This is a genomic window from Borreliella sinica, from assembly GCF_033969665.2.
Taxonomy (GTDB): Bacteria; Spirochaetota; Spirochaetia; order Borreliales; family Borreliaceae; genus Borreliella; species Borreliella sinica.
Window position 1 is genome coordinate 602,511 of the sequence record NZ_CP135180.1, and the last position, 21,382, is coordinate 623,892.

Below are 21,382 nucleotides of genomic sequence, written 5' to 3' on the forward strand. Positions count from 1 at the left end.
TAGCAATTGATATGGAAGAAAAAAAAGAAAAGGAGATTCTTGATGTTTCTGCTTTAACAGGCAAGCAAAAGGCCGCTATTTTATTGGTTTCAATAGGTTCTGAAATCTCTTCTAAAGTGTTTAAGTATCTTTCTCAGGAAGAGATAGAGTCTTTGACATTTGAGATAGCAAAGCTTGAGACAATTACTTCTGAGCTTAAAGATAATGTTCTTTTAGAGTTTAAAGAGTTAATGATGGCTCAAGAATTTATTCAAAAGGGCGGAATTGATTATGCAAGAGAGCTTCTTGAAAAATCTCTTGGAACCCAAAAAGCAGTTGACATTATTAATAATTTAGGATCTGCTTTACAGTCTAGGCCTTTTGAATTCGTCAGAAGAGCAGATCCAGCAAATATTTTAAACTTTATTCAGCAGGAACATCCCCAAACAATTGCTTTAATACTTTCATATCTTGATCCCCAAAAAGCTTCTTTTATTCTATCTAGTTTGCCTACAGAGGTACAAACCAATGTTGCAAGGAGAATTGCATTAATGGATAGAACTTCTCCTGAGGTTGTAAGAGAAGTTGAAAGAGTTCTTGAGAAAAAACTAGCTTCTCTTTCTTCAGAAGATTACACATCAGCAGGGGGAGTTGACAACGTTGTTGAGATAATTAATATGGCTGATAGAAAGACAGAGAAGTTTATTATTGAATCCCTTGAAGAAGAAGATCCAGAGCTTGCAGAAGAGATTAAGAAGAAAATGTTTGTATTTGAGGATATAGTTTTGCTTGATGACAGATCTATACAAAGGGTCTTAAGAGAAATAGATGGTCAAGAATTGGCAAAAGCTTTAAAGTCTGTAGATATTCCTGTGCAAGAAAAAATTTTCAAGAACATGTCAAAAAGGGCAGCTTCAATGCTTAAGGAGGACATGGAATTTTTGGGACCTACTAGGCGAAAAGACGTTGAGGAATCCCAGCAAAAAATTGTTTCTCTTATTAGAAAGTTAGAAGAACAAGGAGAAATAGTTATTTCAAGAGGTGGTGAAGAAGATGTACTTGTCTGATAAAGGAGTTTTGTTTGCCTAAGGTTTTATATAAATCATCAGAAGTTGATAATTCAGTAAAGTTTGAATTTGTTGAGATAGCAAAGCCTGTTTTTGAATCCTTGGAGATTAAGGAAAAAGAAAGCAAGGTCTACGATATAGAAAGTAAGATTGTCAATCTTACAGAGGAGTTGCAATTTTTAAAAGATGAAAAATTACGACTTGAAGAAGAGCTTGTTAAAAGACAAGAACTTGCCAAAGAAGAGGCCCAAATTGAATCTGATAGGCTTATTAAAGAAGCTAAGATAAAAGCCAATGAAGTATTAGAGCTAGCTAAGCAAGAAGCAGATCTTTTACAAAGAGAGGCCATTTATAAGAAGGAATCTATTGAGACTGAATCTAATGCTGAGATTGAAAGATTGTCAAAAGAGTACGAAGAAAGATTAAAAACAGATCTTGAGATAGCAACAGCTAAAGGTAGGGAAGAGGGCTATAGTAAAGGCTATGAAAGTGGCTTTGATGATTTTGACAAAGTTATGAGAAAGTTGCATAGCATAATAGCATCTTTGATTGCTGAAAGGAAAGGTATTCTTGAATCCTCTAGTGGTCAAATAGTAAGTCTTGTTATGCAAATTGCAATTAAGGTTATTAAGAGAATTACGGATTCTCAAAAAGATATTGTCTTAGAAAATGTTAATGAGGTGTTGAAAAGAGTAAAAGATAAAACACAGATTATTATTCGTGTAAATCTTGATGATTTAGATATTGTTAGACATAAAAAGAGTGATTTTATTTCTAGATTTGATGCTATAGAAAATTTAGAGATCATAGAAGATCCCAATATTGGCAAAGGGGGCTGCATAATTGAAACTAATTTTGGAGAGATTGATGCACGTATTTCTTCTCAGCTTGATAAAATAGAGGAAAAGTTTAAAAATTTTTCTTTATTAAGTTAGGTATCTAAAGGAATTTTAGTGAGCAATTTTTTTGAAAATTATTCAAGACAAGTAGATGATATTGAAACTGTTTCTTTTGTTGGTAGGGTACAAAAAATAAAAGGCCTTTTAGTTGAGAGTTTGGGGCCTCAGTGTGCTGTTGGAGATTTATGTTTAATTGATCAAAGAAATAATAAAAAGGTTTGTGCTGAGGTCTTAGGATTTAACGGCCCTTATGTTAGCCTTATGGCTTATGAAGGATTTAGTGGAATTGAAGTTGGAAATAAGGTTTATTCTTTGAACAAGGGATTAGAAATAAATCTTAGCGATGAGCTTTTAGGAAGAGTTATTGATTCTCTTGGCAGGCCCATTGATAATAAAGGGTCATTTTTGAACAATAGATATAAAGAGTTAATTTTTGAAAAAATTAATCCAATCAATAGAAGTATTTTTGAAGAGCAAATATTAACAGGGGTTAAAGTTCTTGATGGATTTTTACCAGTTGCAAAAGGGCAAAGGGTTGGCATTTTTTCTGGTGCTGGTGTTGGTAAGTCTACTTTGCTTGGTATGATTGCAAAAAATTCAAATGCGGATGTAAACGTTATTGCTTTTATTGGAGAAAGAGGTCGAGAACTTAATGAGTTTATTGAGCATGAACTTGGTGAAGAGCGTTTAAAAAAGAGTGTTTTAGTTGTTTCAACTTCTGATGAGTCACCCATATCAAGGTATAAGGGAGCTTATGTTGCTACCATGATAGCGGAGTATTTTAGAGAGCAAGGTAAAGATGTTGTTTTGCTTTTTGATTCTATTACTAGGTTTGCAAATGCTAAAAGAGAGATGTCTCTTTCTTTAGGAGAGCCTCCTGTAGCTAAAGGCTATCCGCCTTCTGTTTTTGTTGAAATTCCAGTTTTACTTGAAAGATCAGGGTTTAATGGTAATGGAGGAAGTGTTACTGGGTTTTATACTGTTCTTGTTGAGGGAGATGATTTTACAGAGCCTGTAGCTGATAATGTCAAGGCTGTTTTGGATGGTCATATTATTTTAGACAGAGATTTATTTGATAGAGGAATTTATCCCTCAATAAATGTTCTTAGTTCAACTTCAAGATCTATTCATAGAATAATGAGCTTAGAAAAGCAAAAATTAATAATGAAAGCTAGAAATTTATTGTCTGTTTATAAAGATTATGAAGATCTTATTAGAACCGGCATTTATCTCAAAGGATCCAATAAGGATGTTGATTTTGCAATTTCTAAGTATCCCAAGATTATTAATTTTATTTCTCAAGGAATAAATGAAACGTTTGATTTTGAAAATTTAGAAAACGAAATAAGGGAAATATTATCTTGAATAATTTAAACTTTAGAAAACAAAAACTTAATAGAATATTGAACATTAGAGCCTATCATAAAAAATTGAGTGAGAGAAATTTAGTGAATATAAATAATAAAATTTCAAAACTAAATCAGTTTTCAGATGAAATTCCTAATCTTTTGAAAAGCCTAAATAGTTTTGATGATCTTTTTGTTAGAGATTATATAGATTGTTTAAATCATAAAAAAAAACAAAATTTTAAAATTCTTGGAGAACTTAAAAAGTATCGTAATGAGTGTTATGATACTTATATAGATAAATATAGAGAAGAAAAAAAAATTGAGATATTAATAAAAACTTTAGATAATTTTATAATTAAAAATAAAGAAAAGAAGAAGTGCTTATTGCTAGATGAATATGTGAATTATAAAGTTTGTCAAAATCTGAGGGATGAAAGTGAATAATTTGTTGTCGTTTTTTTTTAGAGCATTTTTTTTATTATTTTTAATTATTATTTTATTTTTATTTGTATTGTTCTTTATTGATTTTCTTGGAATGTATAATACTAAGAGATATTTTCCCGAGTTTTTAAGAACTAAATTTTTAGGAGAAAGTTCTCTTGTCTTTGATCATAGTTCTAATATAATTCTTGATGAAGCTAGACTTGTAAAGGAAAGAGAAGCCATTGATATTAAGAATCAGGAGATTGAAAATCTTAAAGAAGATCTAAAATTAAAAGAAGATAGTTTAAATAAGCTTGAATTTGAGCTTAAGCAAAAGCAGAAAGATTTAGATTCAAAGCAAAAGATAATAGATGACATTATAAATAAATATAATGACGAGGAAGCAAATATTTTGCAAACTGCTGTATATTTGATGAATATGCCGCCAGAAGATGCTGTTAAGCGGCTTGAGGATTTAAATCCCGAGCTTGCAATATCTTATATACGAAAAATTGAAGAGCTTTCTAAAAAAGAAGGTCGTTTATCAATTGTTCCTTATTGGTTGTCTCTTATGGATTCTAAAAAAGCTGCTGTATTGATTAGAAAAATGTCTGTTAGTTCATTGGAGTAGTTCTTATATGAGTAATTTATTGAATTTAAGTAAAGCTTATGACAACAAATTTAATCTCTTGAATACAATTAAAGGATTAAATTTAAATGTTTCTAAAATGGAATCTAGAGAAAATACAAATTCTTTTTTAAACGTTATGTCTTCCGAATCTAAAAAGCTAACCAAAACAAAATTTATGATATTTAATTTTTTTAATTTTTTAAAGGATAATGGACTTATTGTCAAAAATTTAAAGAAATCTTCTTTAAATAAATCCTTTTTTTTAAAAAAACTTGAGAATGAAGCTTTTGTTTCTGATTTGAAATCTTTGATTTCTAGAATGAATGTTTTTTTAGATTTTGAAGGTTTAAATAGTATTAAAGAAAATTTATCATTTAATTTTGATAATTTTAATTTTCTAGGCAAAGAAAAATTTTTTGAAAAATTTGAAAGACTTTGTTTGACTTTTAATGATTTAAGTTCTTTTTTAGGTTTCAATTTTTTAACTGCCTTGGTTGATGATTATTATAATCAGATGAGCTTAAATGATAAAAAAGAAGAGAAAAATGTTATTAACATTGATGTTAAAAATTTTAAGAAGAATAATGGTGATCATAATGATTTTGTTTTTTCAAAGTTTAGCTTAAATGCAATTAATGGTCAAAATTTTATTGGTAAGTATAAAGTCAAAGAAATTTCAGACAGTTCTTTAAAAGGTTTTGCTGAGGAATTTGTTGATTATAGCGTAAAAAGTTCTAAAGAAGTTGATAGTTTGGATTTTGTAAGCAGTTTAAAGCCCGAGTGGAATCTTAAGATTAATAAAAATATTGTGAATAAAGCTAAAGTTGTGTTAAAATCGAATAATACAGGAGAGATTAAGTTGGTTTTAAAGCCCAAAGAGCTTGGTAGTATACGAATTAATTTGAACCTCGATTCTAATAATAATTTATTGGGAAAGATCGTGGTAGATAATCAAAATGTTAAAATGCTTTTTGACCAAAATATGCATTCATTAAATAAAATGCTTGGTGAGAGTGGCTTTAATGCCAGCTTAGATCTTTTTCTTGCAGGCGAGAATTTAAATTCTTTTTCTAAAAATTTTAAAGATGACTCTAAGGATCAAAATTTTCATTTTGGTTATAATAAATTTTTTCAAATTGAAGAAGAAGTTGAATTTTCTTGCGATTTAGATAAAAATGTTAATTTAATTGTTTAGAGGGTGGAGTTAAATGAATGAAATAAATAGTATTGAAAATGTTTCTAGTTTGATTAGTAGTAATAAAATTAGAAAAGAATCAAATTTTAAGATTGACAATGTATCTGATAAGGTTAATCTTGGTAAGGATGATTTTTTAAAGTTGCTTATTACTCAACTTAGGTATCAAGACCCTACAAATCCAATGAAGGACAAAGAATTTATTTCTCAAATGGCACAATTTTCGGCTCTTGAGCAAATGACTAATATGAGCAAGTCATTTGAAAAACTTTCATCTTCTTTAGGAATAAGAAAAGATTTGGATTTATTAGGCAAAATAATCGAATTTCAGCATAGTGATGGGGAAATTGTTAAGGGCCGTGTCACAAATATTAAGACAGGTTTAATGCCTCAAGTTATGGTTAATGGTAATTATTATGTATATAAAAACATATTATCTGTAGGTTTGGAGGAGTAATTATATGATGAGGTCTTTATATTCTGGTGTTTCTGGGCTTCAGAATCATCAAACAAGAATGGATGTTGTCGGAAATAATATCGCAAATGTAAATACAATTGGTTTTAAAAAGGGAAGAGTTAATTTTCAGGACATGATATCACAGACTATTTCTGGGGCTTCTCGTCCTACTGATACTCGTGGTGGAACTAATCCTAAGCAAGTCGGATTAGGTATGAATGTTGCCTCAATTGACACCATCCACACCCAAGGGGCTTTTCAAAGTACTCAAAAAGCATCTGATCTTGGGGTTAGTGGTAATGGATTTTTTATTTTAAAAGAAGGCAATAATTTGTTTTATACAAGAGCTGGTGCTTTTGATGTAGACTCGGATCGACATCTTGTAAATCCTGCAAATGGAATGCGAATTCAAGGTTGGATGGCAAGAGATTTAGAAGGTGAAAAAATTATCAATACAGCTTCTGATATTGAGGATCTAATTATTCCAATTGGAGATAAAGAGGGGGCAAGATCTACTAAAAACATTACTTTTGCCTGCAATCTTGATAAAAGGTTGCCTGTAATTCAAGAAGGTGCAAGTTTAGCAGATGTTGCACGTGGAACTTGGGTTGTTAATAAATCATTGTACGACAGTTTTGGAAATGTTAGTGTTCTTGAACTTAGGGTTGTAAAAGATCCAAATGCTCCTAATTCATGGAATGCAACAGTCCTAATAAATGGTGAGCAAAATTCAAATTTTACACTTGGGTTTGATAATGAAGGAGCATTGGCATCTTTAAATGGACAGTCAAGCCAAAAAGGAGATATTCTTCAAATTCCAATAACATTTAATGTTTCGGGTGCAAATGTGGGTGAAGTTGGCGAACAGCAAACTGTGAATTTGAAATTGGGAACAGTTGGGAGCTATACTGATTCAATCACTCAGTTTGCTGATACTAGTAGTACAAAGGCTATTGTTCAAGATGGATATGGTATGGGATATATGGAAAATTATGAAATTGATCAAAATGGTGTCATAGTCGGCATTTATTCAAATGGCATAAGACGAGATCTTGGCAAGATTGCTCTTGCTTCTTTTATGAATCCTGGAGGACTTGCAAAATCAGGAGATACTAATTTTGTAGAAACAAGCAATTCAGGTCAAGTTAGAATAGGTGAGACTGGGCTTGCTGGACTTGGTGATATTAGATCGGGTGTTTTAGAAATGGCTAATGTTGATCTTGCAGAGCAGTTTACAGATATGATAGTAACACAAAGAGGGTTTCAGGCAAATGCTAAAACCATTACTACTTCTGATCAATTGTTGCAAGAACTTGTAAGATTGAAAAATTAAACTTTAGTTGTTATTAATATATGATTTTTGTAACTAAGCTTAATGGTTATGGATATTATTTAAATCCTTATCATATTGAAAGTATTGAAGCTAATCCTGATACTACAATTCTTCTTATGAACGGCAAGAAGTTAATTGTAAAGGAAAAAGTTGAAGAGGTAGTCAATAGGATTAAATTATACAGGAAGGAAATTGCTTCTTTTGAAAAAATTGTAGGAGAAGGAAATGAGGGCGTTGAGTTATGAATTTAGCTAGTATAATTGGTTGGGGAGTTGGATTTGGATCTATTTTAATTTCTATGGCATTCACCCCCACAGGACTTGGTGTTTTTTGGGATTTAAGCTCTGTTTTTATTACTGTTATTGGATCTTTTTCTGCTCTTATGGCTTCTTCAGAAGCTGTTGCTGTGAAAAAAATTCCAACGTATTTAGGATTCTTCTTTAAAAGAAATTCTTATGCTAAGATTTCTATTATAAAAATATTAGTAGAACTTTCGGAAAAAGCTAGAAAAGAAGGTCTTTTGTCTCTTGATGATGAGCTTGAACAAATTAATGATCCATTTTTTAAGTCAGGAATGAGGCTTGTTGTTGATGGTGCAGATCCTGAGGTGATTAGAACTATGCTTTATTTAGAGCTTGATCAAATGCAAGAAAGGCATAAAGTTGGTGCAGATCTTTTTAAAACTTGGGCAAAACTTGCCCCCGCTTTTGGTATGATAGGTACTCTTATTGGACTTGTAGCTCTTCTTGGTAATTTAGAGGACAAATCTGCGCTTGGTTCTTCTATGGCGGTCGCTCTTATTACAACTCTTTATGGAACTATAATGGCAAATTTAATGTTTACGCCTGTTCAACTTAAGTTAGAGAAAATTGATTCTGAGGAATCTGCGGTAAAAACAATGATAATTGAGGGCGTTTTATCAATTCAGTCTGGAGATAATCCTAGGATTTTAGAGCAAAAATTGATGACGTTTTTAACCCCCAAAGATCGAAGCCATCTTAGTAGCAGCATTGGGGGAGAATAATGGCTTTAAGAACTAAAAAGTCTTTAAAATGCGATGAAGGATCTCCAGATTATATGTTGACTTATGGAGATATGGTTACTTTACTGCTTGTATTTTTTGTTACAATGTTTTCATTAAATGATATTATTTTTCAAGAAAATGTAATAAGGATAATGTCCGCTTCTTTCACGGGTGCAGGATTTTTTAAGGGTGGTAAAACTTTAGATTTTAATAAATTATCTTATTTGAGCAATAGTTTTATGTCTTTACCTTCTACTGTGCGCAATAAACAAGCATCTCAGACTGCTAAAAATAAATCCATGATTGAATTTATTGAGAAAATCCAGTCTAAAAATATTATGATTAGACAAGAAGAGCGAGGCATTGTGATATCTCTTGCAGCAGATGCATTTTTTGATTCTGCTAGTGCAGATGTTAAGCTTGAGGATAATAGAGATTCGATCCAAAAAATAGCATCTTTTATCGAGTTTTTAAGTTCTAGAGGCTATAATTTTAAAATAGAAGGGCATACAGATAATGTTGATACGGATGTAAATGGACTTTGGAAAAGCAATTGGGATCTTTCGGTTGCAAGATCTGTTAATATGCTAGAACACATTTTAAACTATTTAGATCAATCCAATCTTAAGAGTATTGAAAATAAGTTTGAAGTATCTGGTTTTGGTGGAAGCAGACCTATTGCGACAGATGATACTCCTGAGGGCAGAGCTTATAATCGTAGAATTGATATATTAGTTACTACGGATGCATCTTTAAGTTTTCCCAAGGAAATTAAGCAGTAATAATTTTTTTTAATTGTAAAGAAGAAATTAATAGGAGGAATTTTATTATGCCGAATAAGGATGATGAAAATTTGGATGTAGGGGATTCCAATGTTGGTAGAAAAGGTGGTTTATTGCCCGATATTATAATAAAAATTTTACAGATACTTGCAATAGGAATATTTACCGTTGCAATAATGATAATTGTTTCTTATTTTGTATCTAAAATGGTGGTAAGCCAAAGTGGAGCTCCTAGTGATTTTCCGGTTTTTTCTAATGAATACTTGGGAAAGCCACCTATGCTTATATGGTATGAAAGTATAGACGAAATTAGGGGTAATACCTTAGATGTTCCTCCAAAAACCTTTGTTGTAAAGCTTGCTTTGGGATATGCGGAGAATAATGTTAATATTCTCAATGAGCTTGGAAGGCAAAAAGTTCGCTTAAAAGATATTATTAGAGAATATTTTAGCCAAAGAACTGGTCAAGAAATAAAAAATGAAAGTCAAATAAAAGCAGAAATTAAGGCAAGAATTAATAGTATTCTTAGGAATGGAGAAATAAAAGAAATAGCATTAACCCAAATTGATATTTTTGATATGTAATAAATTTAAAGGAATTTTAAATGGCAAACAATCCAGGAGCTTTATCTCAAGACGATATAGATAGTCTTTTAGAATCTATTAACTCTTCTGAAAGTTTATCACTAGATGAATCTCTTTCTAATGTTATATCTAGTCCTACGGGCAAAAAACAAAAAGTTAAGGTGTATGATTTTAAAAGACCAGATAAATTTTCAAAAGAGCAAGTTAGAACAGTCTCAAGCTTTCATGAAGCATTTGCCAGGTATACTACAACATCGCTTTCTGCTCTTTTAAGAAAAATGGTTCATGTTCATGTGGCTTCGGTTGACCAATTAACCTATGAAGAGTTTATTAGGTCAATACCTAATCCCACAACTTTAGCAATAATAAACATGGACCCCCTTAAAGGATCTGCTATTTTTGAAGTTGACCCAACCATAGCATTCGCCATAGTAGATAGGCTTTTTGGGGGAGATGGAGATACTATTAAAGATAAAAGTAGAGATTTAACAGAAATTGAGCAGTCTGTAATGGAAAGTGTTATTATTCGTATACTTGCCAATATGAGAGAGGCTTGGTCTCAAGTAGTTGATCTAAGGCCAAGATTTGGACATATTGAGGTCAATCCACAGTTTGCCCAAATAGTACCCCCTACAGAAATGATTATTTTAGTAACTCTTGAAGTTAAGATAGGAAAAGTAGAGGGGCTTATGAATTTTTGTTTGCCCTATATTACTATAGAACCTATTGTTTCAAAGTTATCAACAAGATATTGGCATTCTTTGATTGGGGTTGGAACTACTAGTGAAAATCTTGATGCTTTGCGTGAAAAATTGGAAAATACAGCGATGCCCTTGATAGCAGAAATAGGTGAAGTTAAGCTTAAAGTGAGAGAAATTTTATCACTTGACAAAGGTGATGTTTTAAATCTTGAATCTTCTCTAATAAATAAAGACTTAACTTTAAAAGTTGGTACCAAAGAAAAGTTTAAGTGTAGGATGGGCTTAATGGGGAATAAAATTTCAGTACAAATTACAGAAAAAATTGGAGATATAAAAGGTTTTGATTTATTAAAAGAGCTTACAGAAGAGGTTGAGTGATAGTTAATTTGTTTATTACAACTTAAATTATTAAGAGGTTAAATTATGAGTTTAGATGAAAAAAGTGACAATGTAGAAAAGCCAGAAATAAAAGGAGTTAAGCTTCCCGATTTAATTGATACTTTACCAGAAGGAGTTGATCCAAGTAATTTTGGGCTTTTAATGGATGTTTCCATGCAACTTACTGTAGAACTTGGAAGAACAGAGCGCAAAATAAAGGATATACTTGGTATGTCTGAGGGCACGATTATTACTCTTGATAAACTTGCTGGTGAGCCTGTAGATATTTTAGTAAATGGTAAAATAGTTGCTAGGGGAGAAGTAGTTGTAATTGATGAGAATTTTGGAGTTAGAATTACTGAGATAATTAAAACTAAAAATGAATAATAAATTTTTATTTTTAGTTTTTTTAGCGTTTTCTAATTTTTTTACATATGCTAATTCACAAGAGCAAGTAAATCCAGTACCTGTCGATTTAGAAAATGAATCTAGCTTGCCAATCTTTGAAGAGGATAAAGCAGACTTTGCTAATAATGATGCTTCTCAGTCGGTTTCCCTTTTTAATATTTCGGATTTGGTTAAGATAGTTTTATTTTTACTTATTGCTTTTTTTATCTTTTTTTTATTTAAAAAGTTGATTTTTCATTCAAAAAAAAGCAAATATGAGCAGAATTCTAATTTGATTAAGGAGCTTTTTTCTTACGAGATAGATATTAAAAACTCAATAAGGATTATAAACATATTAGACAATGTTTATATATTTTTAGTTTCCAATAATTCTTCTACTCTACTAAAAGAGGTTAACTCTGAAGAAGAGTTAGAAAATTTAAAACTTAGGCTTAGCAAAATTAATAGTTCTGTTAAGAAAGATTCCTTTAAATCAATTTTTAAGAAAATGTTGCTCAAAAAAGAAATTCCTTTTCTTGGGGATGATTATGTTAAACTTGAGAAGAAAATTGAGATTTCACTTAAGGATAAACAAGATAGATTAAAAAAATTTTAGAGGGTTTATTTTGAAAAAGTGTTTTAAATTTTTTTTATTTTTTGGTGTAACAAGTTTATCTTTTGCTCAAACAAAATCTTTTCAAGCTACTAATGGTCTTAATTTTCCGTTTTTAAATTTTGAAAATATTGGTGGTTCAGAGATAGCTTTTTCTCTGCAGCTTTTAATTCTATTAACCATTATTACTCTTTCTCCAGCATTTTTAGTTTTAATGACTTCTTTTTTACGAATTTCCATAGTTTTGGATTTTATTAGACGCGCCTTATCTCTTCAACAATCTCCTCCTACCCAGATAGTAATGGGATTGGCTTTATTTTTAACTATTTTTACCATGTGGCCAACCTTTAATGTTATATATCAACAAGCTTATTTGCCTCTTAGAGAATCGAAAATAACTTTTGACGAATTTTATAATAAAGGAATTGCTCCTCTTAGAATTTTTATGTATAAGCAAATGTCTGATGGGCGCCATGAAGAGATTAGATTATTTATGAGTATTAGTAATTATGATCGACCAAAAAATTTTAGTGAAGTGCCAACACATGTATTAATTGCAGCTTTTATTTTACACGAGCTTAAAGTAGCTTTCAAGATGGGGATTTTAATATTTTTACCTTTTATAGTTTTAGACATTATTGTTGCTTCTGTTTTAATGGCTATGGGTATGATAATGTTGCCTCCCGTAATGATATCTTTGCCTTTTAAGTTGATTTTATTTGTAATGGTGGATGGCTGGACTTTAATTACCAGTGGTCTTATTAAAAGTTTTATGTAAGGTTATGTATGACTGCAGGACACATTCTCTATTTAATTAGAATTTCTATTGAAAACATTATTATTTTATCAGCTCCAATGTTGATTATAGCTCTTATAGTTGGTCTTTTGATTTCGATTTTTCAAGCTATTACTTCAATTCAGGATCAAACTTTAAGCTTTATTCCAAAGATTATTGTTATACTTTTAACTATTGTGATTTTCGGTCCTTGGATTTTGAATAAGCTTATGCGGTTTACTTATATGATTTTCAATCAATTGCCAAATGTTTAATTTATGGCTTAAAATTGGTATTATTTGGATGAAATTTTGAATTTGAATTTTTTGGTTTTAAAATCTTTTACAATTTTACCCGTGTTAGTTAGAATTTTTATGTTTTTAAAATTTTCTCCATTTTTTTCAACAATAAAAATGGGGTATTTTAATTTTTTCTTTTCTTTGATTCTCTCTATAATTGTTGTTGAAAAGATTAATATTATTTATCCCTTAGATAATATGTTTTCTTTTATATTGATTTTATCTGGAGAAGCTATTTTGGGCCTTATTCAGGCATTTTTTGTTAGTATAATTTTTAATGTTTTTCATTTAGTTGGATTTTTCTTTTCTAATCAAATTGGACTTGCTTATGCAAATGTTTTTGATGTTTTTTCAGAAGAAGATAGCATGATTATTTCACAAATTTTTGCTTATTTATTTTTACTTTTGTTTTTATCAAGTGATTTTTTACTTAGGTTTTTTGTGATAGGCATATATGATTCTGTTTTAAATATTAGAGTTGAGCATTTGGTTAATATGAAAAATTCAGAATTTGTTAGGCTTTTACTTATGTCTTTTGGATTCCTTTTTGAAAAAGCTTTATTAATTTCGTTTCCAATATTGTCTTTGCTTTTACTTTTTTATTTAGTGTTAGGAATACTTTCAAAATCATCTCCCCAGATTAATTTATTAATAATTAGTTTTTCAACTTCACTATTTTTAGGGTTATTAATTTTATATATTGGATTTCCAAGCTTAGCAATATCTTCAAAAAGAGTTATTGAACTTTCTTTAGAATCCCTTACTAGTTTTTTAAAATTGTTTTCTAGAGTTTTAGAATAATGACAAAAGATAAATTTTTAATTAAAAGTTGGTATATTCCCCTTGATTTTTTTTCAGCAGATGATGAGGGAAGAACAGAATTACCCACCGACCAGAAAAAGCAAAAAGCAAGAGAAGAGGGACGAGTATTAAAGTCTGTTGAAATTAATACCGCTATTAGTCTTTTGTTGTTATTTGCATTGTTTTTTTTCATGCTTTCTTATTTTGCTTTAGATTTAGCGGCTGTTTTTAAAGAGCAGGCTAGTAAGCTTCCTGAAGTTATGAAAATGAGTGTTTATGCTATGGGTTTTGCATATATTAGATCTATTGTAGGGTATGTAGTTTTGTTTTTTTTTGCATCCTTAGTTGTTAATTTTTTTATTAATATTATTCAAGTAGGCTTTTTTATTACTTTTAAATCTTTGGAGCCAAGGTGGGATAAAATTAGTTTTAATTTTTCCAGGTGGGCAAAAAATTCTTTTTTTTCAGCCGGAGCTTTTTTCAATTTATTTAAAAGTTTGTTAAAAGTTGTTATAATATGCTTTATATATTATTTTATTATAGAAAACAATATAGGCAAAATTTCTAAGCTTTCGGAGTATACACTTCAGTCTGGGATTTCTATTGTGTTAGTGCTTGCCTATAAGATATGTTTTTTCTCGGTAGTGTTTTTGGCAATTGTAGGGGTGTTTGATTACTTGTTTCAAAGATCTCAGTACATTGATAGTTTGAAAATGACAAAAGAAGAGGTAAAGCAGGAGAGAAAAGAAATGGAAGGCGATCCTTTGCTTCGATCTAGAATAAGGGAAAGAATGAGGATTGTTTTAGGTACTAATTTAAGAGTGGCTGTTCCTCAGGCAGATGTGGTAATTACAAATCCAGAACATTTTGCAGTTGCTATTAAGTGGGATAGCGAAACAATGCTAGCTCCAAAGGTGCTTGCAAAAGGTCAAGATGAAATGGCCTTAGCGATTAAAAAAATTGCTAGAGAAAATAATGTTCCTTTAATGGAAAATAAGCTGCTTGCAAGAGCGCTTTATGCTAATGTTAAGGTTAACGAAGAGATTCCAAGAGAATATTGGGAGGTTGTTTCAAAAATTCTTGTGAGAGTGTATTCTATTACTAAAAAGTTTAATTAGAGGTTCTATTGTTGGATGCTAGAAAAAATTCTATATTAGGATATTTAGGACTTAATAATAAGTCTGATTTAATAATTTCGGTTGGTTTAATATTTATTGTTGCCGGATTTATTCTACCCCTTCCCGCAGTTGTTTTGGATGTTTTGATTACTGTTAATTTAGTAATAAGCCTTTTAATTATTTTAATTGTTCTTTATTCTAAGAGATCTCTAGATTTCTCCGTTTTTCCCACATTGTTGCTTGTGATGACTATTTTTGGACTTGTTCTTAATATTTCTTCTACCAGATTGATTTTAACTAAAGGCATAAATTTTGATGGACAAATGATAAGAACATTTGGTACATTTGTTGTAGGAAGTTCTGGAATTCAAGGACTTGTTGTTGGATTTATAATATTTATAATAATCATTGCTGTTCAATTTATTGTAATTACCAAAGGAGCAACAAGGGTAGCTGAAGTTGCAGCTAGATTTGCTCTTGATGCGCTTCCTGGCAAGCAAATGGCTATTGATTCTGCTTATAGTTCTGGAAATTTGACAGAAGAAGAAGCTACAAGGCAAAAAAATGATTTACAATCCGAGGTTAATTTTTATGGCGCAATGGATGGAGCTTCTAAATTTGTGTCAGGAAATGTTAAGGTTGGATTTTTAATAACCATTATAAATATTCTTGGGGGCTTGTTGGTGGGAATAACTTTGCAAGGTCTCAACTTTAGAGAAGCTCTTAATAATTATGTTGCATTAACGGTTGGTGATGGGCTTGTATCTCAATTGCCTTCTCTTTTAATTTCAACGGCTACTGGCTTGATTGTCACTAGGTCGATTTCAAAAAATAGTTTTGGTGGCGAGGTTTTTGAACAATTCACAAATCATTTGGGAATTTATTGGATTGTTTCTGGATTTTTGTTTTTTTTAGCTTTTCTTCCTGGATTTCCAACTTTAATTCTTATTTTCTTAAGCTTGCTGATTGCATTTTTAGCTTATTCTCTTTCTGGAATAAAGCGCAAAGAAGAAATTAATGAAAAAATGAAACTGGAAGAAGAGCAGGCGTCAATTTATTCAGATAAGGATGTTGCCCCTGTTGTTCCTCTTGATCCATTAGCTCTTGAGATTGGGTATAATCTTGTTCCAATAGTTGATGATACAAAAACCTCTGAACTACTTGATCGAATTGTTAAGATAAGACGTGAGATTGCATTTGAATTTGGAATAGTTGTGCCTAAGATTAGAATAGTTGACAATATGCGACTTCAACCAAATGTTTATTCTTTTAAACTAAGAGGAGTTGAAGTTGGTCGGGGTGAGATTAAACTTGGTAAATTTTTAGTGATAAATGTTGGAATTGATTCTGGAATAGATGGGGAGCTTGTTAAGGATCCTTCATTTGGACTTCCTTCTCTTTGGGTAAATGATGAAGGGCGAGAAACTGCTGAAAAATTGGGATATACCGTTGTAGATCCCCCTTCAATTATTGCCACTCACATGACAGAGCTTATTAAAAGACATTCTTATGAAATTTTAACTCGTCAAGATGTTCAAAATACCCTTGATGTTTTTAAGAAAGATTATGGGGCTATTGTTGAAGAGGTTCTTAAGAATTTTTCAGTTGGGGAGATTCAAAGGGTTTTGCAGGGTCTTTTAAAAGAGCAGGTTTCAATTCGTAATTTGGTTACAATTTTTGAAACAATTGCAGATTTTACAAGTATTACTAAGGATATATTTTTCTTAATTGAAAAATGTAGGCAAGCAGTTGGAAGGCAAATAACTAGTGGGTATTTAGACTTAAATTTCGAGCTTAATGTAATAACTTTAAATCCTAATTTTGAACAAATAATAATTGATTCTCGAGTAGAATCTAATCATGATCTTATAAGTTCAATTGATCCTAATTTGAAAACCAAATTTATTTATGAACTTTTTAAAATTGTAAATGAGGTTCAAGCAGAAGGGTTTTATCCAGTTATTCTTTCAAGTGAATCATCAAGGCCTATAATAAAAGTGATAACAAGCAGAGAAATTCCAGACCTTGTTGTTATGTCTGTTTTAGAGGTTCCCCAAAATATTAAAGTTAATGTTCTTAAAACAGTAGAGGTTGAAGAATAGTATTATGGTTCAATATTTTACAGAAAAAGGTCCAACTTATAATGAAGTTATAGAAATAATTAAGAAAAAATATGGTAAAAATGCTAGAGTTATGACCTATAAAACTGTTCCTCATGGGGGAATTTTAGGTTTGTTTAGCAAAGATTGGGTTGAAGTTTCAGGTTATGTTAGATATGATATTGGTAATCAACAGATTAATGTTGAAGATGAAAAGCGAAAGATTCTTCAAAGCATTAAAAGAGAAGAAAATTCTTCAATCGAAGATGTGCTCAAAGAAGTTAAGTCTCTTAAAACAGAACTTGCTCATAAAAAAGAAAATATTAATCATCCAACAATTACAAAAATTGAAGATATTTTAAGAGAAAATGATTTTTCTGAAAACTATATTAAAGACATTAATGAGTTTATTAAGAGAGAATTCAGTTTGTCAGATCTTGATGACTACGAGAGAGTTCGAGAGGACGTTGTTTTGTATATTGCAAAGACAATTAAATGTTCTGGGTCTATTATTGATGGTCTTAAGAAAAGAGTTTTTATTTTAGTTGGTCCAACAGGCGTTGGGAAGACCACCACAATCGCAAAACTTGCGGCAATTTATGGTATTAATGGGGAATCTAAGAGTTTGAATATCAAGATTATTACTATTGATAATTATCGTATTGGAGCTAAAAAACAAATTCAAACTTATGGCGATATTATGGGTATTCCGGTTAGAGCAATTGAGTCTTTTAAAGATTTAAAAGATGAAATTACGGATTCAAAGGATTTTGATCTTATACTTGTTGATACAATTGGCAAAAGTCCTAAAGATTTTATGAAGCTTGCTGAGATGAAAGAGCTTCTTAATGCTTGTGGAAGAGATGCTGAATTTCATTTGGCTGTGAGTTCTACTACAAAAACATCAGATGTTAAGGAAATATTTCATCAATTCTCTCCTTTTAATTATAAAACTGTGATTTTTACCAAAGTGGATGAAACTACTTGTGTTGGAAATCTCATAAGTTTGATTTATGAAATGAAAAAAGTAGTTTCTTATGTTACGGATGGGCAAATTGTTCCTCATAATATTAGTGTTGCAGAACCACTTACTTTTATTAGAAGAATAAATGGCTACAGAATAAGCGATGATGCAGAATTTATTAAGAAGATAAAAAGTAAATCTTATTATTAAGGAAAGTTATAATGGAAGATCAAGCTCAAAGTTTAAGAGATATGATGAGATTAAATGGTAAATTTAATTTTTCAGTTGATGAGAAGGTTCAAAACAGTAAAACAAGATTTATTGCCGTTAGTAGTGGCAAAGGCGGTGTTGGCAAAAGCAATATTGCGATTGGACTTGCTCTTAAATATTCTGAGCTTGGCAAAAAGGTATTAATACTTGATGCTGACATTGGAATGGCTAATGTTAATATTTTGCTTGGAGTTATTCCCAAGTATAGTATATATCACATGATTACTCAAAGTCGTGATATTAGGGAAGTGATAACAAAGACAGAGTACAATATTGATCTTTTAGCCGGTGCTTCTGGGACAATGGAGCTTTTAGATCTTTCTGATGTTGATGTTAATAAATTTATAAAAGAATTATTAAAAATATATGAATATGATATAGTTGTAATAGACACCAGTGCTGGGATTTCAAGGCAAGTTATTTCGTTTTTGCTTTCCAGTGATGATGTTGTTATTGTTACTACTCCAGAGCCCACTTCTATTACCGATGCTTATGGAATAATAAAGGTTTTGTCTTATAAGATGGAAAATTTAAAAAATTTAAGACTTATTGTTAATAGAGTGGCTAATGTTAGTGAGGCTAAAGGGGTTGCTAAAAAGGTTATAGACATTTCAGGTCAATTTTTAAATTTAAATATTGACTATTTGGGGTATATTTATGAGGACCAAAATATTAGAAGTTCTGTTTTTAAGCAAAAACCTTTTGTTTTGGTAAATCCAAATAGCAAAGCTAGCTATTGTCTTGATTCTATTGTTGCTACTCTTGAGGAGGTTTCTCTAGATAGCAGAAAAAGAAGAGGCGTTATTGGCTTTATATTAAGATTTTTTGGCGTGGAATAAGGCATTATGTTTGTAAGTAGGGAATTAAAGTATATTTTATTAGCTAGTGTCTCAGCACTATTTGTTTCGGCAGTTTTAGGTTTGTTTAGTGGCTTACCATTTTTTACAATATTGGTTAGATCTTTTTTGCAGTTTATATTTTTTTTTATTATTGGACTTTTAATCGAGTTTATCTATAAGAAATATTTGTCGAGTCTTTTTTTGTCAGAATTGTCTAGTGATATGAAAAATAAGCTTCAAGATGACAAAAAGGTTTATAACAATTTTAATGAAAATCAAGATTTTCAAAATAAAAATTCTCTTTACGATAACTCTCAAAATGACAGTAATAGTGTTGATTTTGCAGAAGAGATTAAAAAGTATAAGTTTGAAACTGAAGACATGAGTGAGGAAAATAACAAAATTAAAAAAATGTCGTTTATTGAAAATAATGATCCAAAAGTTGTTGCAGATGCTATTAAAACTTTAATGAGCAAGAAGGAATAAATATGGATACCAGGGCTATGAATTTTTCTGAACTTTGTGATAAAATGCGAGCTTATTTGGAAAAAGAAAGTCATGTTGATTTGATGGAAATAGAAGCAGATACCCTTGAAGAGGCTTTAAATGATGCTTCTTTAGAGCTTTCAGTGCCTTATAAAGAATTAGACTATGAGATTTTGTTAAAAGGTAGTAATGGTATATTGGGGTATGGAAGAAAAAAGTGGAAAATAGCTGCTTACAGGAATTCTTTTGGCAAGCCCAAAGTATCTTTTGATTCAAAAAATGATTCAGGAGAAGAAAAAACGATTTCATCGGATGGTGAATTTTTTATTAGGAAATCTTCTAAAGGTGTATTTTTAAAGGTTGTCCCATCAAGGGGTCAAGGAATCCCTATTAAGTATCAAGATATTATCTCTAAATTAGAATTGCATAACAATATTGAAAAGGTCAATAAAGACATTGTGAAGAGTATAGTTGAGAATGCTAGTGGATACTATGAAAAAATTGCTGATTTTGAATCTGATCCTTCTGAAAATGTTACAATGATGGTCCAAATATCAGAAAATTCAATGTCAGTTACTATTGAATTTACCACTCCTGGAATCAATGGGGCTGAAATTTTTGCACAAGATATTTTCAATATCCTTAGAAAATATGGCGTGATAGACATTGCAATACTTAAGGATAAAGTAGCAAATTTTGTGGATTATCCTGTTTATGGTGAACCTGTTGAGCTTGCAAAAGGATTAGAACCAGTAAAGGGTAAGGATTCTTATATTGACTTTATTGTTGATAGTAATAATGGGCTTGGTGAATATGAAGTTTCAAGTTTAGGTTTTAGGAATGTTGTTGAAGGCGAGGAATTGGCTAGAATTATTCCTTTTGAGAGAGGTGTAGATGGTTATACTGTTTTCGGCAAAGTATTAAAATCAGAGAGTGGACAGGATATTAATTTTGTTTTAGGCGAAAATACTCTTAGAGATGGTTATAAAATTCTTTCAAAATGTAATGGGTATATGTCTGTTTCAGATGGTGTAATATCTGTCCATAATGTTTATTTAGTCAAGGGTGATGTTGGACCTGCTACTGGAGATATAGTAAATAATGGAATGGTTATTGTTCAAGGCAGTGTTTTAGATGGATACAATATTATGGCTAAAAGTGGAATAGAGGTGAAAGGATTAGTTGGCAGATGCAATTTAAAAACGGATGGGTCTATTATTTTCCATAGCGGTGTGAATGGCAAGGGTGATTCTAAAATTTATGCACGGGGTAATATTAGGGCTAAGTTTTTAGAAAATGTTACTTTAAATTGTGGTGGGGAGGTTGAAGTTTTAAGAGGCATTGTGAATTCTTCAGTTTCTTCTAAAAAGAAGGTTCTTTGCATTGGTAAAAAATCAAAAATAGTTGGTTCTAATGTTTGTGCTAAAGAAGAAGTCAGAGCTTATTCTTTAGGCTCTGATAGAAGTTATGAAACTTGCATTGATGTTGGTTATGATCCCGAAATTAAAGATTTATTAACCAGCTTTACTAATTATCTTGAAAAGATTGAAAAGCGATTAGAAGTTTTAACCAAGGATATTGTTGCTTTAAAAAAGAATATTGTGCTTATTACAGATAAGTCAGAAAAATCCTTAAAGATTGATAGTTACAACGAATTTGTGAATGAGAGTAAAATTCTTAAAATGGAAATAAAAATGATAGAGGCTAAGCGAATTGATTTGCAAAATGAGCTTGAAAATACCAAGATAAAGGGTAAAATTTCTGTTGAAAATATAGCTTGCTCAGGTGTTAAGCTTTATATTAAGAATGCTTTTTATGAGCTTCCAAAAGATTACAGCAATGTTACTTTCGTAGAGGATGATAATTATATTAAAGTTATGACCTATATTCCTTTTAAATCTAGGTGAATGGTTGTTGATATAAGGATTT

Annotated in this window: 24 protein-coding genes; all 24 read left to right on the forward strand. The window is 30.7% G+C overall.

From position 1 onward, the window contains the following. Nucleotides 1–11 precede the first annotated feature (11 nt). The 24 genes from fliG to QIA41_RS02945 are packed head-to-tail and all read left to right on the forward strand — an operon-like array spanning nt 12 to nt 21,360. Entirely contained in the window at nt 12–1,046 is a 1,035-nt protein-coding gene (gene fliG / locus QIA41_RS02830; protein WP_002556889.1) for a flagellar motor switch protein FliG, read from the forward strand. 14 nt (nt 1,047–1,060) lie between these two features. Next, nucleotides 1,061–1,981: a flagellar assembly protein FliH gene (fliH, locus tag QIA41_RS02835; RefSeq protein ID WP_320292519.1), complete on the forward strand. Its 921-nt coding sequence runs from the start codon at nt 1,061–1,063 to the stop codon at nt 1,979–1,981. An 18-nt stretch (nt 1,982–1,999) separates the two neighbouring features. After that, nucleotides 2,000–3,310, forward strand: a complete 1,311-nt coding sequence (gene fliI, locus QIA41_RS02840; RefSeq protein ID WP_320292520.1) for a flagellar protein export ATPase FliI — start codon at nt 2,000–2,002, stop codon at nt 3,308–3,310. Further along, nucleotides 3,307–3,738 carry a flagellar protein FlbA gene (locus QIA41_RS02845; RefSeq protein WP_320292521.1) on the forward strand — a complete coding sequence of 144 codons (432 nt, stop codon included), beginning with the start codon at nt 3,307–3,309 and terminating at the stop codon, nt 3,736–3,738. The genes fliI and QIA41_RS02845 overlap by 4 nt, the downstream gene beginning before the upstream one ends. Beyond that, on the forward strand, nt 3,731–4,348 hold the full coding sequence (locus tag QIA41_RS02850; protein WP_320292522.1) for a periplasmic-type flagellar collar protein FlbB: 618 nt from the start codon (nt 3,731–3,733) through the stop codon (nt 4,346–4,348). Before QIA41_RS02845 ends, QIA41_RS02850 begins: the two co-directional genes overlap by 8 nt. A 7-nt stretch (nt 4,349–4,355) precedes the next feature. Then, entirely contained in the window at nt 4,356–5,543 is a 1,188-nt protein-coding gene (locus tag QIA41_RS02855) for a flagellar hook-length control protein FliK (RefSeq protein WP_320292523.1), read from the forward strand. 13 nt (nt 5,544–5,556) lie between these two features. Continuing rightward, a complete protein-coding gene (gene flgD, locus QIA41_RS02860; RefSeq protein WP_320292524.1) occupies nt 5,557–6,000 on the forward strand; it encodes a flagellar hook assembly protein FlgD in 444 nt (147 codons plus the stop codon). A 4-nt stretch (nt 6,001–6,004) separates the two neighbouring features. After that, a complete protein-coding gene (gene flgE, locus QIA41_RS02865) occupies nt 6,005–7,333 on the forward strand; it encodes a flagellar hook protein FlgE (RefSeq protein WP_320292525.1) in 1,329 nt (442 codons plus the stop codon). A 20-nt stretch (nt 7,334–7,353) separates the two neighbouring features. Then, on the forward strand, nt 7,354–7,578 hold the full coding sequence (locus QIA41_RS02870; RefSeq protein WP_320292526.1) for a flagellar FlbD family protein: 225 nt from the start codon (nt 7,354–7,356) through the stop codon (nt 7,576–7,578). Beyond that, a complete protein-coding gene (locus tag QIA41_RS02875; RefSeq protein WP_320292527.1) occupies nt 7,575–8,357 on the forward strand; it encodes a motility protein A in 783 nt (260 codons plus the stop codon). The genes QIA41_RS02870 and QIA41_RS02875 overlap by 4 nt, the downstream gene beginning before the upstream one ends. Then, nucleotides 8,357–9,139 carry a flagellar motor protein MotB gene (gene motB / locus QIA41_RS02880; protein ID WP_320292528.1) on the forward strand — a complete coding sequence of 261 codons (783 nt, stop codon included), beginning with the start codon at nt 8,357–8,359 and terminating at the stop codon, nt 9,137–9,139. Before QIA41_RS02875 ends, motB begins: the two co-directional genes overlap by 1 nt. A gap of 47 nt (nt 9,140–9,186) precedes the next feature. Then, nucleotides 9,187–9,723, forward strand: coding sequence for a flagellar basal body-associated protein FliL (gene fliL, locus QIA41_RS02885; protein ID WP_183220255.1), 537 nt, complete (start codon nt 9,187–9,189; stop codon nt 9,721–9,723). 20 nt (nt 9,724–9,743) lie between these two features. Next, a complete protein-coding gene (gene fliM / locus QIA41_RS02890) occupies nt 9,744–10,802 on the forward strand; it encodes a flagellar motor switch protein FliM (protein WP_320292529.1) in 1,059 nt (352 codons plus the stop codon). Nucleotides 10,803–10,847: 45 nt separating this feature from the next. Further along, a complete protein-coding gene (fliN, locus tag QIA41_RS02895; RefSeq protein WP_320292530.1) occupies nt 10,848–11,189 on the forward strand; it encodes a flagellar motor switch protein FliN in 342 nt (113 codons plus the stop codon). Continuing rightward, the gene (locus tag QIA41_RS02900; protein WP_320292531.1) at nt 11,182–11,805 is read left to right on the forward strand and encodes a flagellar biosynthesis protein FliZ; all 624 of its coding nucleotides are present in this window, start codon (nt 11,182–11,184) and stop codon (nt 11,803–11,805) included. Before fliN ends, QIA41_RS02900 begins: the two co-directional genes overlap by 8 nt. Nucleotides 11,806–11,815: 10 nt before the next feature. After that, nucleotides 11,816–12,580: a flagellar type III secretion system pore protein FliP gene (gene fliP, locus QIA41_RS02905; RefSeq protein WP_320292532.1), complete on the forward strand. Its 765-nt coding sequence runs from the start codon at nt 11,816–11,818 to the stop codon at nt 12,578–12,580. A gap of 8 nt (nt 12,581–12,588) precedes the next feature. After that, complete coding sequence (gene fliQ / locus QIA41_RS02910; protein WP_320292533.1) at nt 12,589–12,852, forward strand: flagellar biosynthesis protein FliQ; 264 nt, start codon at nt 12,589–12,591, stop codon at nt 12,850–12,852. A gap of 36 nt (nt 12,853–12,888) precedes the next feature. Beyond that, nucleotides 12,889–13,677 (forward strand): flagellar biosynthetic protein FliR, encoded by a 789-nt coding sequence (gene fliR, locus QIA41_RS02915; RefSeq protein WP_320292534.1) that lies wholly within the window; start codon nt 12,889–12,891, stop codon nt 13,675–13,677. Continuing rightward, nucleotides 13,677–14,795, forward strand: coding sequence for a flagellar biosynthesis protein FlhB (gene flhB, locus QIA41_RS02920; RefSeq protein WP_320292535.1), 1,119 nt, complete (start codon nt 13,677–13,679; stop codon nt 14,793–14,795). The genes fliR and flhB overlap by 1 nt, the downstream gene beginning before the upstream one ends. A gap of 8 nt (nt 14,796–14,803) precedes the next feature. Continuing rightward, a complete protein-coding gene (flhA, locus tag QIA41_RS02925) occupies nt 14,804–16,897 on the forward strand; it encodes a flagellar biosynthesis protein FlhA (protein ID WP_320292536.1) in 2,094 nt (697 codons plus the stop codon). A 4-nt stretch (nt 16,898–16,901) separates the two neighbouring features. Beyond that, nucleotides 16,902–18,068, forward strand: coding sequence for a flagellar biosynthesis protein FlhF (gene flhF, locus QIA41_RS02930; RefSeq protein ID WP_320292537.1), 1,167 nt, complete (start codon nt 16,902–16,904; stop codon nt 18,066–18,068). An 11-nt stretch (nt 18,069–18,079) separates the two neighbouring features. Next, on the forward strand, nt 18,080–18,967 hold the full coding sequence (locus QIA41_RS02935; RefSeq protein WP_320292538.1) for a MinD/ParA family protein: 888 nt from the start codon (nt 18,080–18,082) through the stop codon (nt 18,965–18,967). 6 nt (nt 18,968–18,973) lie between these two features. Next, nucleotides 18,974–19,453, forward strand: coding sequence for a hypothetical protein (locus tag QIA41_RS02940; protein WP_320292539.1), 480 nt, complete (start codon nt 18,974–18,976; stop codon nt 19,451–19,453). Nucleotides 19,454–19,455: 2 nt separating this feature from the next. Beyond that, nucleotides 19,456–21,360, forward strand: coding sequence for a FapA family protein (locus QIA41_RS02945; protein ID WP_320292540.1), 1,905 nt, complete (start codon nt 19,456–19,458; stop codon nt 21,358–21,360). Nucleotides 21,361–21,382: the final 22 nt, after the last annotated feature.